This window comes from Microbacterium marmarense (assembly GCF_037204165.1).
Lineage (GTDB): Bacteria > Actinomycetota > Actinomycetes > Actinomycetales > Microbacteriaceae > Microbacterium > Microbacterium marmarense.
Genome location: NZ_JBBDGL010000003.1, coordinates 62,768 through 80,103, shown reverse-complemented (window position 1 = coordinate 80,103; position 17,336 = coordinate 62,768). Strand labels below are relative to the sequence as shown.

The 17,336-nt window shown below is 64.9% G+C and carries 13 protein-coding genes; 10 read left to right on the top strand and 3 right to left on the bottom strand.

The window, feature by feature from the left end; translation table 11 throughout:
* Positions 1–42 precede the first annotated feature (42 nt).
* The 4 genes from WDU96_RS10670 to WDU96_RS10655 are packed head-to-tail and all read left to right on the top strand — an operon-like array spanning position 43 to position 4,158.
* Complete coding sequence (locus WDU96_RS10670) at positions 43–1,365, top strand: branched-chain amino acid ABC transporter permease (protein ID WP_337338504.1); 1,323 nt, start codon at positions 43–45, stop codon at positions 1,363–1,365.
* Positions 1,366–1,374: 9 nt separating this feature from the next.
* Positions 1,375–2,358, top strand: coding sequence for a branched-chain amino acid ABC transporter permease (locus tag WDU96_RS10665; protein ID WP_337338503.1), 984 nt, complete (start codon positions 1,375–1,377; stop codon positions 2,356–2,358).
* A 49-nt stretch (positions 2,359–2,407) separates the two neighbouring features.
* Entirely contained in the window at positions 2,408–3,424 is a 1,017-nt protein-coding gene (locus WDU96_RS10660; protein WP_337338502.1) for an ABC transporter ATP-binding protein, read from the top strand.
* Entirely contained in the window at positions 3,421–4,158 is a 738-nt protein-coding gene (locus tag WDU96_RS10655; RefSeq protein WP_337338501.1) for an ABC transporter ATP-binding protein, read from the top strand. Before WDU96_RS10660 ends, WDU96_RS10655 begins: the two co-directional genes overlap by 4 nt.
* A gap of 125 nt (positions 4,159–4,283) precedes the next feature.
* Here WDU96_RS10655 and WDU96_RS10650 read toward each other — a convergent pair whose 3' ends face one another.
* Complete coding sequence (locus WDU96_RS10650; protein ID WP_337338500.1) at positions 4,284–5,552, bottom strand: ABC transporter substrate-binding protein; 1,269 nt, start codon at positions 5,550–5,552, stop codon at positions 4,284–4,286.
* A 240-nt stretch (positions 5,553–5,792) separates the two neighbouring features.
* On the opposite strand from WDU96_RS10650, the gene WDU96_RS10645 reads away from it, so the two are divergent.
* The 3 genes from WDU96_RS10645 to WDU96_RS10635 are packed head-to-tail and all read left to right on the top strand — an operon-like array spanning position 5,793 to position 8,607.
* The gene (locus tag WDU96_RS10645; RefSeq protein ID WP_337338499.1) at positions 5,793–6,002 is read left to right on the top strand and encodes a heavy-metal-associated domain-containing protein; all 210 of its coding nucleotides are present in this window, start codon (positions 5,793–5,795) and stop codon (positions 6,000–6,002) included.
* On the top strand, positions 6,002–8,293 hold the full coding sequence (locus WDU96_RS10640; protein ID WP_337338498.1) for a heavy metal translocating P-type ATPase: 2,292 nt from the start codon (positions 6,002–6,004) through the stop codon (positions 8,291–8,293). Before WDU96_RS10645 ends, WDU96_RS10640 begins: the two co-directional genes overlap by 1 nt.
* Positions 8,293–8,607 carry a metal-sensitive transcriptional regulator gene (locus WDU96_RS10635; RefSeq protein ID WP_337338497.1) on the top strand — a complete coding sequence of 105 codons (315 nt, stop codon included), beginning with the start codon at positions 8,293–8,295 and terminating at the stop codon, positions 8,605–8,607. Before WDU96_RS10640 ends, WDU96_RS10635 begins: the two co-directional genes overlap by 1 nt.
* 7 nt (positions 8,608–8,614) lie before the next feature.
* On the opposite strand, the gene rarD is transcribed toward WDU96_RS10635, so the two are convergent.
* Both rarD and groES read right to left on the bottom strand, forming a co-directional pair.
* Positions 8,615–9,553 carry an EamA family transporter RarD gene (gene rarD, locus WDU96_RS10630; protein ID WP_337338496.1) on the bottom strand — a complete coding sequence of 313 codons (939 nt, stop codon included), beginning with the start codon at positions 9,551–9,553 and terminating at the stop codon, positions 8,615–8,617.
* Positions 9,554–11,116: 1,563 nt separating this feature from the next.
* Positions 11,117–11,413: a co-chaperone GroES gene (gene groES, locus WDU96_RS10625; RefSeq protein ID WP_337338495.1), complete on the bottom strand. Its 297-nt coding sequence runs from the start codon at positions 11,411–11,413 to the stop codon at positions 11,117–11,119.
* 284 nt (positions 11,414–11,697) lie between these two features.
* Here groES and WDU96_RS10620 point away from each other — a divergent pair, with 284 nt between their 5' ends.
* The 3 genes from WDU96_RS10620 to WDU96_RS10610 all read left to right on the top strand — a co-directional run bounded on the left by WDU96_RS10620 (position 11,698) and on the right by WDU96_RS10610 (position 17,332).
* Entirely contained in the window at positions 11,698–13,761 is a 2,064-nt protein-coding gene (locus tag WDU96_RS10620; protein WP_337338494.1) for an Hsp70 family protein, read from the top strand.
* Positions 13,762–13,791: 30 nt separating this feature from the next.
* Positions 13,792–16,293, top strand: a complete 2,502-nt coding sequence (locus WDU96_RS10615) for a LuxR C-terminal-related transcriptional regulator (protein ID WP_337338493.1) — start codon at positions 13,792–13,794, stop codon at positions 16,291–16,293.
* Positions 16,294–16,390: 97 nt separating this feature from the next.
* Positions 16,391–17,332 carry an IniB N-terminal domain-containing protein gene (locus tag WDU96_RS10610; protein WP_337338492.1) on the top strand — a complete coding sequence of 314 codons (942 nt, stop codon included), beginning with the start codon at positions 16,391–16,393 and terminating at the stop codon, positions 17,330–17,332.
* Positions 17,333–17,336: the final 4 nt, after the last annotated feature.

Sequence of the window (17,336 nt, the reverse complement as noted above, 5' to 3'; positions counted from 1 at the left end):
CGACCCGAGCGTCGGCATGCATGAGCCGGACTGGGAGGTTCAGTGAGGCCAACGATTGAGGCCGGATCGCGTCTAAGTCGCATCCGCGCCATATCTGCACTCATAGCTTTATTCATTGTCTTTTGTGGCATTTTCGTCACCTCAGCGCCCGCGCTGGCGGCGGAAGACGATCCCTATCGAATCAGCGGAAACGTGCAACTCGACGGCGAGCCACTCGAAGGTATCGTGCTGACTGTTGACGGCCCCGGCGGTCTTCAAGAAGTCGAAACCGATGAGAACGGCCAATGGAGCGCCCAAGTTCCCGAGCGCGGCGAGGTCTACACCGTCACGCTCGACGAGAACACGCTGCCCGAAGGCATCGCGGTTGTCGACGAAGAGAGCGACACCCCGAACGTCAAAGAAGCCGAGATGGGGCAGGGTGGCCGTCTCAGCGTCAACTTCTTCATCGGCGAGGGTGAACGAAACGTCACCAGCTTCTTCGACCAGCTGGTGCAACGCCTCGTGCAGGGTGTCTCGTTCGGACTGATGCTCGCTCTCGGCGCGGTTGGCCTGACCCTCGTGTACGGCACGACGGGTATTTCCAACTTCGCGCACGGCGAGATGGTCACCTTTGGCGCAATAGCGGGCTTTTTGATCGTGGGGCCAGCCAGTTTGGCGCTGCCCTGGTGGCTCGGCTATCCGCTCGCGATCGTACTGAGCGGTGTGTTCGGCCTCGTGCTCGACATGATCATATGGAGACCCCTGCGAAGACGAAGGGTCGGCGTAGTGCAGCTGATGATCGTCAGCATTGGCCTGTCGCTCGCGCTTCGCTACATCTTCCAGTACATGATCGGTGGCGGCACAGTTCAGCTGCCCGGAGGCAATGCACCGAGATTCGACCTGTTCGGTTCCGTCTCAATGAGCGTCATCGACATGGTGTCTATCGCCATCTCGATCGTGGTGATCGTGATCTTCGCTCTCTGGTTGAACCGTTCGCGGCTCGGCAAGGCCACGCGCGCCATCTCAGACAACCCGTCGCTCGCGGCAGCGTCTGGCATTGACGTCGACCACGTGGTTCGCGTGGTTTGGATCGTCGCTGGATCGCTCGCCGGCCTCGCGGGAATCTTGTTCGCCTACTACCGCCCCGGCATCAAGTGGGACATGGGAGCCCAGCTGCTGCTGCTCATGTTCGCCGCGGTGGTTCTGGGTGGCCTCGGCACCGCCTACGGCGCGCTGGTTGGCGCACTGATCGTCGGAATCCTGGTGGAGACTTCAAGCCTCTGGATTCCCGCCGATCTCAAGTACGCGAGCGCGCTCCTCATCCTCATTGTGATTCTGCTGTTCCGACCACAGGGCATCCTGGGTCGCAGCGAGAGAATAGGTTAAGGGCGATTCATGGACTGGATACAGATTCTCTCGAACACCGCGTCATCGATCATCAGCCCCGCCACGCTCGGGTACGCCCTGGCTGCGCTCGGGCTGGCGATGCACTTCGGTTACACCGGCCTCATCAACATGGGCATCGCGGGCTTCATGGCCGTCGGCGCCTACGGCTTCGCGATTACAAGCCTCATGTTCGCGTTCCCCTGGTGGCTCGCCGCCCTCACCGGCCTCATCGCCTCGGGTGTCTTCGCGTTGATCCTGGGTATACCTACCCTGCGACTGCGCGGTGACTATTTGGCTATCGTCACGATTGCCGCGGCCGAGGTCGTCAGGCTGCTGTTCCTCACCACCGCATTCGACGACGTCACCGGTTCTGCCGATGGCCTCAGCGGCTACCAGGGCAGCTTCCAAGACTTCAACCCGCTCGACCCGACGAAGACTTACGGCTTCGGCCCGTGGGAGTACAACGGCACGGCATGGTGGGTGCGCATCGTGGGCATCATCACGCTGGCGATCGGTGTGCTGATCGTGTGGCTGCTGGTTCGCAGCCCGTGGGGTCGCGCACTGCGCGGCATCCGTGAAGACGAAGACGCCGTGCGCTCGCTCGGCAAGAACGTCTTCGCCTACAAGCTGCAGTCGCTGGTTCTGGGTGGCATGCTCGCCGCGGCGGGTGGCATCATCATCTCGCTCGAACGAGCGGTCAGCCCCGGCGTGTACGTCACCTCGCTGACGTTCTTCATCTGGACCGCGCTTCTGCTCGGTGGCGCCGCGACGGTTTTCGGACCGGTTCTCGGGTCGCTGATCTTCTGGGCGCTGCAGACGTTCCTCAGCAACGTTCTTCCGGCAATGGTCAAGGCGGGCTACCTTCCGTTCATGACCGAGATTCAGGCAAGTACGGTGCGCTACATCCTGGTGGGTATAGCGCTCATGCTTCTGGTGATCTTCATGCCGCAGGGCATCCTCGGCAACAAGAAGGAGCTGACCTTTGTCAAGTGATCAGATGCCAGGTGGACCAAGCGAAGACAGCGCTCCCACTGAAAGCACGATGACTGCCCCTGTCGCCCGCGCGAAAACCACGGGCCTGCACGTTGGCGAGGCTGCTCCGGGCTGCGCCAAGGTCGATCCGATCATCATCGCCGACAATGTTCGCCGCTCGTTCGGCGGCGTGCACGCTGTCGACGTAGACCATCTCGAGATTCCCCGTGGCGCGATCACGGCTCTGATCGGTCCGAACGGTGCGGGTAAAACTACGCTGTTCAACCTGCTCACGGGTTTCGACCAGCCCAACGAGGGCAAGTGGAGCTACGACGGCCACGACCTCTCTGGCGTCTCGGCCTACAAGGTCGCTCGTATGGGTCTGGTGCGCACCTTCCAGCTCACCAAGGCTCTGGGCCTTCTCACCGTCATGGAGAACATGAAGCTCGGTGCGAAGAACCAGAAGGGTGAGAAGTTCTGGGCGAGCCTGATCCCGGCTCTGTGGCGCAAGCAAGACGACGACCTTGAAGACCAGGCCATGGAACTGCTGCAGCGCTTCAAACTCGACGCGAAGGCAGATGATTTTGCCGCATCGCTCTCGGGCGGGCAGCGCAAGCTTCTCGAAATGGCACGTGCGCTCATGACGGTGCCCACGCTGGTCATGCTCGACGAGCCGATGGCTGGTGTGAATCCGGCGCTGACGCAATCGCTGCTCGATCACATCTTGAACCTCAAGGACGACGGCATGACCGTGCTGTTCGTCGAGCACGACATGCACATGGTTCGACACATCGCCGACTGGGTGGTCGTGATGGCCGAAGGCCGCGTGGTCGCCGAAGGCGACCCGCACGAGGTGATGAAGAACCCCGCGGTGATCGACGCCTACCTCGGAGCCCACCAAGAGCTCGATCTGGGCGTGGTCACTGGTCGTATCGACATTCAGGATGCTGATCCCTCCGCGAGCCCCGAGGCCTCGGCGTCAGCAAGCGCTGACGCTCTGGTGGCCGACGGCATTGCTGAAGAGGAAGGCGCAGCGGCAAAGCCCGCCGAACCGTCCAGCTCTCACAACCAGGAGGACTCGAAGTGAGCACGACCGCCACCGAAACCCCTGTTGTACTCATCAAAGATGTGCACGCGGGCTATCTTCCGGGTGTCAACATTCTCAACGGCTGCAACCTGGTCGCGAACCAGGGCGAGCTGATCGGCATCATCGGCCCCAACGGCGCGGGCAAGTCCACGCTGCTGAAGGCGATGTTCGGGCAGGTCAACATCCGCAGCGGCGAGGTGTTGCTTGATGGCCAAGACATCACGCACCTGCGGGCGAACCAGCTGGTCTCGCGCGGAGTGGGCTTCATTCCGCAGACAAACAACGTGTTTCCCAGCCTGACGATCGAAGAGAACCTTCAGATGGGGTTGTACCAGAACCCCAAAATCTACGACGAGCGCCTTGAGTTCGTAACCGGAATCTTCGCCGAGCTGGGCCAGCGTCTCAAACAGCGCGCCGGGTCGCTCTCTGGTGGTGAGCGCCAGATGGTCGCGATGGGCCGCGCGCTCATGATGGATCCGAAGGTTCTCCTGCTTGACGAGCCCTCCGCCGGGTTGTCTCCCGTCCGCCAGGACGAAGCGTTCATCCGCGTGTCTGAGATCAACAAGGCAGGCGTGACCTGCATCATGGTCGAGCAGAACGCTCGCCGCTGCCTGCAGATCTGTGACCGTGCCTATGTGCTCGACCAGGGCCGCGACGCCTATACGGGCAGCGGGCGCGAACTATTGCACGACGCGAAGGTCACCGAGTTGTACCTCGGCACCCTGGGCGCCTGAGCCGACGTTTTTTGGGGTGGGATGCTGCGGCATCCCACCCCATTGCTTTGCCCGTCCAACAGCGCGCCGCACGACAAAGGGCCCCGAGTCCGAAGACTCGGGGCCCTTCAGCCTGCGAGGGGGTATTAGCCCTCGTAGCCTGCGTAGTTGTTGTCGTCACCGAACTGGTAGATACCGATCGATGCCTGGGTCGGGTCGCCGGCCTCATCGAACGTGATCGGGCCAGAAACGCCGTCGTAGTCAGCAACGCCGCCTCCGACGATGATCTCTGCACACTCAGCGAAGCTGGTGCACGTTTCGCCGTCTCCTGAACCACCAGAAACTTCGATGAGCTTCTCGGCGATCGCTGCGGAGTCGGTCGAACCTGCAGCCAGGCTGGCAAGTGCCAGCAGGATGGTGGCGTCGTAGGACTCTGCCGCGTAGCTGTACTCGGTGAGCGGCTCGCCACCCTCGTCGGTCAGGAACGTGTCGAGCGCGCTGGTGAAGTCACCGAGCGTGTCGATCGTCAGACCGGGCAGGGTGCCCTTCGCGCCGGTGAGTGAACCCTCTGGCAGCTCGTCGCCGAAGTTGGCCAGGTTGCCATCGACGAAGTAGAGGTCTTCAGCCGGGAAGTCAGCGATGACGCTCGGGAGCATCGTCTTGACCTCTTCGAACGTGATCAGCGCGATCGCGTCGGGGTCGGCTGCGAGAACCTCAGAGATCTGAGCGTCGAACGTGGTGTCACCCGTGTTGTAGGTGGGCTGCGCGACAACCTCGCCGCCGGCGGCTTCGAAAGCCTCGGTAACGTACTTGGCGAGTCCGGTGCCGTACGAGTCGTTCAGCACGATCATGCCGAGCGTCTGGTGTCCGTCTTCAGCGATGAGGTTACCGAGAACCTCACCCTGCAGAACGTCCGAAGGCGCGGTGCGGAAGTACAGGCCGCCGTCGTCGTACGTGGTGAACGCGTCTGACGTGTTGGCAGGCGAGAACTGGATTACGCCAGCGCCGGTGACCTGGTCGATGAACTGAAGCGAGACACCCGAAGATGCTGCACCGAGGATCGCCGAGACGTTCTCACCGAGCAGACGCGGGATCTCAACCTCGTATGCCTTGTTGTCGAGGTCACCGGAGTCACCGTAGACGACGTCCAGGTCGAGACCGGTGTCTTCGGTCGACATGTTGATTTCCGACATCGCGTATGCGACACCTGCTTCTTCGGGCGGGCCGAGGAAGGCGAGGTTGCCGGTCTGGGGCAGTGCCGTACCGATCTTGAGGCTCAGCGACTCTGAGGGAGTCGCCGGGTCTGTGGTCTCTTCCGTGCTGCTCGAGCAGCCTGCCAGGAAGAGGGCGCTGACGCCGACCGCGGCGATGCCGCCGAGGACCTTGCCGGCACGCGAACGAATGAAGACGCTCATGTTGCTCCTTGCTGTGTTTGACTCGGGCGCGACTCGGGCGCACACCCAGTGCAGTCAAACCTAGCCGCGCTAAGGCTTCCGCAATGTTGCCTTTCGTTAACGATGTGTTTCGCGTGCCAATCGTTACAACGCCGAGATCAAATGGAATTTTCACCTTTCGGCAGGGAATGCACGCTACGCGCGTAGTGTTGACAGACGTAGATACCCCCCTAGGGTAGCCACGTGCGAAAGGAGTCCCCAATGACAACGACTGAGTACAGCGTGACCGGCATGACGTGCGGGCATTGCGAAGCAGCGGTTCGTGAAGAAGTGGTCAAGGTGGCTGGAGTTCAGGCCGTCGAGGTCACCGCGGCCAGCGGCATCCTGACTGTTGAATCTTCCGCGCCCGTCGATGACGCTGCCGTGATCGCCGCCGTAGACGAGGCGGGCTACGAAGCCGCGCGCAGCTGATGTCGAGCCCGTCAAGTGCTCCCCTGACCCGTGTCGAGCTTGAGATCGGCGGAATGACGTGCGCCTCATGCGCCAACCGCATCGAGAAGAAGCTCAATCGCATCGACGGCGTGACCGCCTCGGTGAACTTCGCAACCGAGAAGGCGGTGGTCACCGCTGACAGTGCCCTCGACCCGCAGGCGCTGATCGCCACGGTCGAACAGACCGGCTACAGCGCGACGCTTCCTGCTGCGCCCGTGAACCCCGATGAGACGCCGCGCGACGAGGAGCTTGAGAGTCTGCGCCAGCGGCTGATCGGATCGGTGGTGCTCGCCGTGCCCGTGATCGCTCTGGCGATGATTCCGGCGCTGCAGTTCACGTACTGGCAGTGGGCATCACTGGCGCTCGCCGCACCCGTCGTCGTGTGGGCCGCATGGCCCTTCCACCGAGCCGCGTGGATCAATCTGCGACACGGCGCGGCCACGATGGACACCCTCGTATCGATTGGCGTCTCGGCGGCATTCTTGTGGTCGCTCTATGCCCTCTTCTTCGGCGACGCCGGCATGCCGGGCATGACCCACACCTTCGAGTGGACGATTCAGCCCTCCGACGGCGCGGGCGACATCTACCTCGAAGTTGCCGCCGGCGTCACCATGTTCTTGCTCGCGGGTCGGTACTTCGAAGTGCGCTCCAAACGGCGCGCGGGTTCCGCGCTTCGCGCTCTGCTCGATATCGGGGCGAAGGATGCTGCGGTGCTGCGCACGGCGGCCGATGGCGCGCAGCGCGAAGTGCGCATCCCGATTGCGGAGGTGCGCGTCGGAGATGAGTTCGTCGTGCGACCCGGTGAGAAGATCGCCACCGATGGCGTCGTTTCTGCCGGCACCTCGGCTGTGGACGCGTCAATGGTCACCGGCGAATCGATGCCGGTCGAGGTCGCCCCCGGCGATGCGGTGGTCGGCGCAACGGTCAACGCCGGCGGTCGAATTGTCGTTCGCGCAACGCGCGTGGGCAATGACACCCAACTCGCACAGATGGCTCGGCTCGTCGAACAGGCGCAGTCAGGCAAGGCAGACGTGCAGCGCCTCGCCGACCGCATCTCGGGTGTCTTCGTTCCGATCGTGCTCGTAATTGCGGCCGGCACGTTTGCCACATGGATGCTGCTCGGCTTCTCTGCCTCGATGGCGATCACCGCCGCAGTCGCCGTGCTGATCATCGCTTGCCCGTGTGCGCTGGGCCTGGCGACGCCGACCGCGTTGCTGGTGGGCACTGGTCGCGGTGCGCAGTTGGGCATCCTCATCAAGGGCCCCGAGATCCTCGAATCAACTCGCCGCGTCGACACCATCGTGCTCGACAAGACCGGCACGGTGACGTCGGGCCGCATGGCGCTCGATGATGTCGTGCTGGCGGGTGAGGGTGCAGCATCCACTCGAAGTGAACTGTTGCGCTTCGCGGGTGCTCTCGAGAACGCATCAGAGCACCCGATCGCTCGCGCCATCGCCCGCGCAGCCGAAGACGAGACCGGAGTTCTGCCCGGCGTCGAGTCGTTCCACAGCGCTGCCGGCAAGGGCGTCTCGGGCGTCGTCGACTCGCACGCGGTTATCGCCGGCACTGCCGCGCTGCTGGCCGATTGGTCGATGCAGATTCCCGCGGGTCTCGCCGAGGCGAAGCGGTCTGCAGAAGCCAACGGCAAGACTGCCGTGCTGGTCGGGTGGGATGGTGAAGCGCGAGGGATGCTGGCGGTCGCCGACCAGCTCAAGCCCACGAGCCGCGAGGCGATCTCACAGCTGAAGGCACTCGGCCTCACCCCGGTGCTGCTGACCGGCGACAATGCGGCCGTGGCGCAAAGCGTGGCCGACCAGGTGGGGATCGACCGCATCACCGCTGAAGTGCTGCCCCAAGACAAGGTCGACGTGGTCAAGTCGCTGCAGGCCGAGGGGCATGTGGTGGCGATGGTCGGCGACGGAGTCAACGATGCTGCCGCGCTCGCTCAGGCAGATCTGGGGCTCGCGATGGGAACCGGCACCGACGCGGCGATCGAAGCGTCTGACATCACTCTGGTTCGCGGCGATCTGCGAAGCGCAGCCGACGCGATTCGGCTGTCACGCTCGACGCTCGGCACGATCAAGGTCAACCTGTTCTGGGCCTTCGCCTACAACGTGGCCGCGATTCCGCTGGCGGCGCTCGGCCTGCTCAACCCGATGATCGCCGGAGCCGCGATGGCTCTCTCGAGCGTGTTCGTCGTGGGCAACAGCTTGCGGCTGCGTTCATTTCGCAGCCGCGCCCTGACAGACCCTGAGAAAAGGACTGCATGATGACCGATAGGCAGACGTCCGCCGAAGCCCATGCTCACCACGGCTACATCACTGACAAAGACAAGTACCTCAACCGGCTGAAGCGCATCGAGGGTCAAGCCCGCGGCATTCACAAGATGATCGATGACGAGAAGTACTGCATCGACATCCTCACGCAGGTGAGTGCGATGACGAGCGCTCTTGAAGCCGTCGCGCTGGGCTTGCTAGAAGATCACCTGCGGCATTGTGTAGTGGATGCTGCCAAAGTCGGCGGCGCCGAAGCCGACGCGAAGATCACCGAAGCGTCGCAGGCGATCGCCCGCCTCGTGCGCTGAGCCTGCGTCAGATCACTTCTCCCACCGGCGCGGCAGCGGGCCGCCGCCGCGAGCGCTGGCCGGCAGCGAATGAGTCAATGGTGAGCAGCGTAAGGGCAAGCCACACCAGGCCGAACCCGATCCATCGCTCGAGCGGCATGGGCTCGCCCAGCAGCAGCCATCCGGTCAAGAACTGCATGATCGGTGTGATGAACTGCAGCAGCCCGATGACCGAGAGCGGCACCCGACGCGTGGCGCTGGCGAACAGCAGCAGCGGCACCGCTGTGACGACGCCGGCGAGGCTCAGCAACGCGGCGTGCTCCCAGCCGTACTGCCCCATCGTCCAACCGCCGGTTGCGGCGACGACGGCGAGCATGACGATGGCAACGGGCATCAGCCACATCGTCTCGAGCGTGAGGCCACTGACAGCATCCACTGAGGGGCCGATCTTCTTCTTGACGAAGCCGTAGCAGCCGAACGACACCGTGAGCAGCAACGCGATCCACGGCACGGTGCCATAGCCGACGACAATCACAACGACGGCGAGGGCGACGATGCCGATGGCTATCCATTGTGTGATGCGCAGCTTCTCGTGCAGCACCAGCACACCGAGCAGTACGGTGAAGATCGGGTTGATGAAGTAGCCGAGGCTCGTCTCGATCACGTGGTTGGTCAAGGCTCCGATGATGAACACCTGCCAGTTGACGAAGATGAGCACACCGGCGAGCGCGGTCAAAGCCATGAGCCGCGGTTGCCGCATGATTGCCCACAGCATCGACCATCGGCGAGTGACCGCGATCAGCAAGGCGCAGAAGGCGAGCGACAGTGCGACCCGCCACGCGACGAGTTCAAACGGCCCCGTCGGAACGAGCAGCAGAAAGTAGAGCGGCAGCAGCCCCCACAGCAGGTAGGCCGAGACACCGTACAGCCCGCCGAGGCTGCGTTCGCGGGCGGGATCAGGTGTCACTGGGTCAGCCTATGCGCCGTTGCTGCTCCGCCGGGCCCAATGCCGCTTCACTCCCCGGCCGGATGGCCCGCCACCGCACAAAACGGCCGGGGGTTTACCCGAATCCGGGCAATTGGATGCCGCAGCGCGGCGCGTCGGCAAAACCCCCGGCCGTTTCGCCACCACGGTCGCTTCGCTGCCCCTACCGCTTCGCCACCCCGGTCGCTCCGCCACCCCGGACGTTTCGCTGGCCGACTGCTTCGCCACCCCTGCCGCTTCGCTGCCCCTCGCTTTCGCCGGCGCGCCGCCGCACAGAACGGCCGGGGGTTTACCCGAATCCGGGCAATTGGATGCCGCAACGCGGCGCGTCGGCAAAACCCCCGGCCGTTTCGCCACCCCGGTCGCTTCGCGGGCCCTGCCGCTTCGCCACCCCGGTCGCTTCACCGCCCCAGTCGCTTGCTACCCCTGCCGTTTCACCACACCGGCCGCTTCGCCACCCGGGACGTTTCGCTGGCCGACCGCTTCGCCACCCCTGCCGCTTCGCTGCCCCTCGCTTTCGCCGGCGCGCCGCCGCACAGAACGGCCGGGGGTTTACCCGAATCCGGGCAATTGGATGCCGCAACACGGCGCGTCGGCAAAACCCCCGGCCGTTTCGCCACCCCGGTCGCTTCGCCACCCCGGCCGCTCCGCCACCCCGGCCACTCCGCTACCCCGACCACTTCGTCACCCCGGTCGCTCCGCCACCCCTGCCGCTTCGCCACCCGGGACGTTTCGCTGGCCGACCGCTTCGCCACCCCTGTCGCTTCGCTGCCCCTCGCTTCGCCGGCACGCCGCCGCACAAGACGGCCGGGGGTTTGCCCGAATCCGGGCAATTGGATGCCGCAACGCGGCGCGTCGGCGAAACTCCCGGCCGTTTCGCCAGCCTGGTCGCTTCGCTGCCCCTTCGCTTCGCCGCCACGGACGTTTCGCTGGCCGACCGCTTCGCCACCCCTGCCGCTTCACTGCCCCTCGCTTTCGCCGGCGCGCCGCCGCGCAGAACGGCCGGGGGTTTACCCGAATCCGGGCAATTGGATGCCGCAACACGGCGCGTCGGCAAAACCCCCGGCCGTTTCGCCAGCCCGGCCGCTTCGCCAGCCCGCCCGCTTCGCCTCCCCGCCCGCTTGTTACCCCGAACCTGTCGCTACCCCCGCCGTTTCGTTAGCCCGGACGTGTCTCACCCCGGCCGTTTCGCTGGCCCGTCGCGTGTGCCGGCCCCTCGCGTTCGCCAGCCCGCCGCCGCACAAACCGGCCGGGGGTTTACCCGAATCCGGGCAATTGGATGCCGCAGCGCGGCGCGTCGGCAAAACCCCCGGCCGTTTCGCCAGCCCGACCACTTCGCCACCCCGCCCGCTCCGCTACCCCGCCCGCTCCGCCACCCCGGCCGCTCCGCCACCCCGGCCACTCCGCCACCCCGGCCGCTCCGCTACCCCTGCCGCTTCGCCACCCCGGCCGCCCGGCGCGTTGTGGCGAGTATCCCCGCACCACGCGCACGCAAAAGGGCCGGATGCCGAAGCATCCGACCCTCTGATCTCGCGAGGCGAGAAGTTAGCGAACGACGACTGCGAGAACGTCGCGAGCCGACAGAACGATGAACTCGTCTCCGCCGAACTTGACCTCGGTGCCACCGTACTTGCTGTAGATGACACGGTCACCAACGGCTACGTCCATCGGGACGCGGTTGCCGTTGTCGTCGATGCGGCCCGGGCCCACTGCCATGACCTCGCCCTCCTGGGGCTTCTCCTTGGCGGTGTCGGGGATGACCAGACCGCTGGAAGTGGTCTGCTCGGCCTCGACCTGCTTGATGACGATGCGGTCTTCGAGCGGCTTAATGGAAACCGACACGGTCTACCTCTTCTTTCCTTGAGACTAAAGAGTCGTTAGCACCCACACACTGAGAGTGCTAACGGTAAGTCTAGGGAACCGTTGGCACTCTTGCAACGCGAGTGCCAACTCTTGGCCCCTCTCTGTCGGCTCCCCCACCGACATCAATGTCTTGCGAGATGTATCAGTGGGCGAATATCACACTCCTACCGTGCAGAAGCTCGACCACCCTGGTCAAGCGCACAACGAAGTGGTAGAAAAGGCGTTGGGGGGAGTCCCACGTCCGATCTCTGGGGGAGAGGACCATGAGCAACAAAGGTTATCTACTCGGCGTTGATGTAGGTACCAGCAGGACAGCAGCTTCGATTGCGCCCGTTTGCAAGGGTGATCAAGAAGTTCGCACGAGATCATTTCCGCTCGGCCGCAATTCTGACAGCGCGCCCAGTGCGATCTTTGTCACTGATAGTGAGTTGCTCTTTGGCGAAGCCGCCGAACGACGCGGCCTGGTGCAGCCAGAACGGCTGATCCGCGAGTTCAAACGGCGCATCGGCGACGATGTGCCGATCGTCGCCGGTGGCGAGCGATTCGCTCCCGAAGATCTCTACGCCCGCACGGTCGCATGGGTCGTTGACGCTGTGGCCGAACGAGAAGGAAGCCACCCCACCGCGATCTGTGTGACAGTGCCGGCGACGTGGGGAGAATACCGCTCGGAGCTCGTCGCGACCGCTCTCGGTCGCGAGATCACCGCCGACATTCTGCTCATCAGCGAGCCCGAAGCGGCGGCTCATCACTATGAGTCGACCTCTCCCCTCGACACGGGCCGTGCGATCGCCGTCTACGACCTCGGCGGCGGAACATTCGACCTTGCGATCTTGCGCAAAGAGCCAAGCGGCAAAGTTCGCCTGGTGGGCGAGCCCGGCGGCATCTCAGATTTCGGCGGCGCCGACTTTGACGACCTTGTGTTGCGCCATGTGATCGCGGCGGCGGCTTTGTCGAGTGCTGAGCTCTCAACCAACGCCGATGCCCGCATCGGGCTAGCTGCGTTGCGCCGAGAGTGCATTGAGGCGAAAGAAGCACTCTCGTTCGACTCTGAAGCCGCCGTGCCAGTGCTCGTCGGGCAGTCCCCGTCGACCGTGCGCATCACCCGCGCCGAGTTCGAAGACATGATCGACGCGGGAATCTCTCGCACCGCCGACACTCTTGCGAATGCGCTTGAAACCGCACAGCTCGCAGCCGACGACCTTGACGCGGTTCTGCTGACGGGCGGCTCTTCGCGCATTCCACGCATCGCACAAATGCTCTCTGAGCAGTTCGACCGACCCATCGCCATCGACACCGACCCGAAAGCAATCGTCGCCCTGGGCGCTGCCCGCGCATTGGCAGAGCACCGCTCGCTCGCCGAGATCTCAGCAGAGGTAGCGCTGATCTCGTCGGGCGCGATCGTATCAACCGGAATGGATGCTGCGCCGGCCGGCGCGAGCGAATCCGCCACCGCGGAGCCCGCTGTCGCAGAGCCCGCCGGGTACGGCTGGCTCAGGCGGCTGCCTGCCACAGTGAGTATTGCCGCGGGTTCGCTGCTGCTTGCGAGCTCGATGGTCGTGGTGAGCGCGACCGGCCTCGGCAGCGCCGATCTGGCAGACAAAAACACATCGACCGAGTCGCTGCCACAGTGGCTCGGCCTGCAGCTCGCCAGCAGTGCCGGTGCGGCGTCGCTCGAGGGCGACGATGCGAGTGACACCGACAGCGAAGACAGCGCCGAGGCGAAATCAGACACCAGCGCCGATTCACCAGCGCGGCCGCCGCGAGCCCGCACTCCGCAGTCGAACGACGCGCCGGTCACCAGCACGACGCCGACGTCGCGCGTGACCCCGCGCACCACGAACTCCAGCGCTCAGATTCCAGAACTTCAACCCACGGCCCCCGCGAAGTCCAGTTCTCCCAAGTCGTCGTCCTCGTCTCCCTCCCCCACGGGGGCGGCGTCTTCGGGTTCGAGCACTTCGCCATCGTCATCCTCGTCGTCTTCGTCGCCGTCGACATCGTCTCCGTCAACCTCGTCACCCGCGACGCCGTCGCAACCGACTGCCGCCCCGGCTCCCCAACCGACCACGGCGCCCGCACCGCCGACTCCGTCACCGACCACGGCGCCATCACCAACCACACCCGCACCGGAACCCGCTCCAGAACCGACGTCAGCACCCGACCCGGTGCCCGCTCCGTCGCCTACGTCGGCACCGACCACCCCCGCACCGGCACCCAGCCCCGATCCGGAACCTGCTCCGACCCCCGAACCTGAGCCAGATCCCACGCCGTCGGCCACACCAACCGCCGCCGCACCAGAGTCAACCCCCGCTCCCACCGGCGGTGAGTGACGTGCGCGCCATCACCTGCGAGGTTTTGCGATGAGCACCATCGCACCGGCGGCACCGACGGCGGTGCTCTCGACGAGTTTGCGCTTTTCCTCTGTCGAACGAGCGATCGCGGCTCTGACCGCCGTCGACGAAGAGACGGCAGTGCGCGGCGTGCTCTCGGGCAACGCCGGGTCTGGCAAGTCCGTCGCGTTGCGGCGCGTGCGATCGCTGCTCGCCGCGCGGGGGCGATCAAGCATGCGGCTGCGCGCCGACACGAACATTGGCACGATCCCCCCAGCTGACGTTCTTCTCGTCGACGATGCACATCTGCTCGGCGACGAGGTGTTGCGTGAGCTGGTTGCGCGCGCCGAAGATCCTGATTCTGCACTCGTTGTCGCTGCCCGTTCGTGGCCCGCATCGGCAGAGCTCACCGAGCTGGTTCGCAGCCTCGAGCACTCCGGGCAAACAGTGTTGCTGTCTGACGCCATGCCTGGCGATGTGCGTGCAAGCCTCGCTGGCACCGCGAGGTGCGAAGACCGTGTCATTCACGACACCGGCGCAATAGCGTGGCTTGCGCACGCCTGCATAACCGCACACGAGAGTGTCGCGTGTCGCGGCGGCGAAGACCACGACGAAATCGACCGCGCGATCGAGCTTCGAATTTCCCACATGCTCGACCTGGTCAGCCCAGAGCTCAGCCGACTGATTGAAGACCTGGCCGTCGGAGGTGCCGCTGAGGTGCCGCCCGAACTGATCGCTTATGGCTGCGCCGAAGGCTTGCTGCTTCGCAACGGACTGCTCGCCCGTTTGGTGGCCGCGGCAGCGCGGCGGCGCATGCCAGCACATCGGCTGGTCGAGCTGGTGCGAACTGGCGCGATCGACTACGTACCCGATCCCGGTCTCGCCGTCGGCTTCGAGGGCGTGCGTGACGCTGAACTCGCGAAAGCGCTTGCTTCCCGCGCGCTCGGCACCATCTCTAGCGACCCCGATCTTGCCGCCGCGCTGTACGACCGCGCGCTTGCCTGCGGCGCCGACGATGCCGAAACACTGCCGGGCAGGGTCTACGCGGCGTGGGCGGCTGGCCGGCTCGATGACGTCGGCACGCTGCTCGATGGTCGCGAGTTCCCCTCTGACTGCCCGCAGCGCCAGCTGGTTGCCGATGTCGCCGCGTCATCGTGGGTAGAACGCGGAATGATGCCGCTCGCCGATCAGACCTACCGCGCGTTCGCGCTGACCGACGAGATCAGCCGCACCCATGCGTTTCTCGCAGCCGCCGGCAGCGGACGCCTCTCAGCGCAGCCGCACCGCACTGAAACCAACACCAACACCAACGCGCAGCCTGAGTCTGCCGCCGCGCCATCCACAATCGCCATCACGATGAACCTGCTCGAGCGTGGGTTGCGCTCGACGCTCACCAATGACGCTCCCACGACGGCGCTGACCGAGCTGCCGCGAGCCTCAGAGCTGTACACCGCCTCGCGCACTTCGACGCCGATACCCGAGTTGCCCGCCGTTATCGCTGCGATCACCGCAATCGGCGTCGGCGACCTGACGGCTGCGCACTCGATCGTGCACGATGCAATCCGTGACCAGCAGGGCGGCCCTCGCCAACAGCCGCACTTGTACCTGTGGTGCGCCTGGGTCTCGTTGCAGCGCGAACGACCCGCAGACGCCCGCGAGGCATTAGCTCGCGCGACCGCCAATGACCACACGCTGTCGCCACGAGACGACGCGCTTGCCGCGGCGATAACCGTCGGCTTGGCGCGCCGCCACGAAGACTCTGCGGGGCTTGCGAGCGCGTGGCAATCGGTGAAGGCGCGTCTGCAGCGCACTGAACCAGACCTGTACACCCTCTTGCCGTTGGGCGAGCTCATCATCTCGGCGGCACGCGTCGGCGATATCGCCTGGGCGCAGCGCGCCTTCGACAACGGCCTGCGCATTGTTGCCGATCTCGGTGATCCGCCACTGTGGAGCGCGCCGTTGCACTGGGCCGGAATCCAGCGCGGCATCCTGCTGAATCGGCCTGCCGATCTGGCTCCTCACGCGAAAGCGCTGGTGGCTGCCGCCGCCCATAACCGTCTGGCCGCCATGATGGCGCAAGCGGGTCGAGTGTGGACGGCGGTGCTCTCAGGGCATGTCGACCCTGAAGCAGTCGAGGTAGCCGCTCACGGTCTGGCGTCGGTAGGTCTCGCGTGGGACGGCGCCCGTCTCGCGGGCCATGGCGCGGGGCGATCCGACGACCGAAAGGTCATCGCGCGCCTGCTCGCGTGTGCACGTGAGCTGCATCCGCGAGAAACGCCGCGTGCTGAATCGCCAGCACCCGCGAGTTCCGCCGCAGACGTCTCGACCGATGAAGTGCTCAGCGAACGCGAGCGCGAAGTCGCGGAGCTGGTCATCCAGGGCAAGACCTATGCCGAGATCGGTGAGGCGATCTTCATCTCACCTCGCACCGCAGAACACCACATCGCACACATCCGTCGACGCGTGAATGCCACGTCTCGCTCCGAGCTGCTGTCGAAGCTGCGGATCATTCTTGACGATGGTGCCGCATGACCCCTTACTCACCCCCTATTGGTATCGGAGATTTCCCCGATGCCGGCAGGGTCCTACCTGCCTACCCTGATAACACCGCACGTGGAGGAGTCGACGAATGAGTACACCGCTAGCCACAGTCGCCAACGCGATTATCGACTTCATATTGAGCCTGCTGCGCGACCCTGATGCCCTGGCACAGTTCGAGCAAGACCCCGAGGGCACTCTCGCCAGCAACGGCCTTGACTGCGTCGATGTCAGCGCCATTCGCGCGGCCGCTCCCGTCGTCTACGACCGCCCCGAAGTGGCGGTCAAGCCGATCATTCCGCCTGCCTCAACGCACCACAACGAGATCGTTCGCGAATACTCCAACATGGCGCAGACCTTCACCTGGCTCGACAACCGCGCCACGATCGTCGACCAGTCCACCAACCAGAACATCTGGACCGAGGGCGGCGACGTCGATCAGGTCTTCGACCAGGTTGCGGGTGTCGCCTCGGGTGATGCGGCTCTGGCCGCCGGCGACGACATCGGTGTCGTTGGCGGCACCAACACGAATGCGCCGCAGAATGGCGTCTTTCCGACCGGAGACACGGCCACGCCGCTTTCTCCCGAAGCGGCCGCTGAACTCGCTGGCAATCCTGATGCGGCAGATCTGACGCCCGCTGAGGGTGACGACGCTGCCACGGCGGACGGTGCCGACACGCCGGTTGACCAAGCGGTGCTCGACGAAGCGCTTCTCGAGGGGCTGCCAGAAGATGCTGCCGGTCAGGTGTCTGATGCGGCCGACAGCGCTACGCAAGCCTATGAAGACGGCGCAGCGACGGCTCCGGTTGCCGAGACCGAAGCGGCCGGCGCCGAAGCCGCCGCGGCTCAGGCAGCCGCCGAGCCTGCTGCGACCGAACCCGTCGCCGAATACGTCGAACCTGTCGCTGAGTATGTCGAGCCGGTGGTCGAGTATGTCGAGCCCGTGGTCGAAGAATCTGATTGGGATGCTGGCGATGGCGGCGTGGTCGAAGATGACGGTCTCTACGAAGAAGACATGACTGGGGAGCAGTAAACGC

Bases quoted from the DNA above. Each gene is read 5' to 3' on its own strand.
- WDU96_RS10665 (WP_337338503.1), top strand. From the start codon at position 1,375: ATGGACTGGATACAGATTCTCTCGAACACCGCGTCATCGATCATCAGC.
- WDU96_RS10660 (WP_337338502.1), top strand. From the start codon at position 2,408: ATGACTGCCCCTGTCGCCCGCGCGAAAACCACGGGCCTGCACGTTGGC.
- WDU96_RS10650 (WP_337338500.1), bottom strand. From the start codon at position 5,552: ATGAGCGTCTTCATTCGTTCGCGTGCCGGCAAGGTCCTCGGCGGCATC.
- WDU96_RS10645 (WP_337338499.1), top strand. From the start codon at position 5,793: ATGACAACGACTGAGTACAGCGTGACCGGCATGACGTGCGGGCATTGC.
- WDU96_RS10640 (WP_337338498.1), top strand. From the start codon at position 6,002: ATGTCGAGCCCGTCAAGTGCTCCCCTGACCCGTGTCGAGCTTGAGATC.
- WDU96_RS10635 (WP_337338497.1), top strand. From the start codon at position 8,293: ATGACCGATAGGCAGACGTCCGCCGAAGCCCATGCTCACCACGGCTAC.
- WDU96_RS10620 (WP_337338494.1), top strand. From the start codon at position 11,698: ATGAGCAACAAAGGTTATCTACTCGGCGTTGATGTAGGTACCAGCAGG.
- WDU96_RS10615 (WP_337338493.1), top strand. From the start codon at position 13,792: ATGAGCACCATCGCACCGGCGGCACCGACGGCGGTGCTCTCGACGAGT.
- WDU96_RS10610 (WP_337338492.1), top strand. From the start codon at position 16,391: ATGAGTACACCGCTAGCCACAGTCGCCAACGCGATTATCGACTTCATA.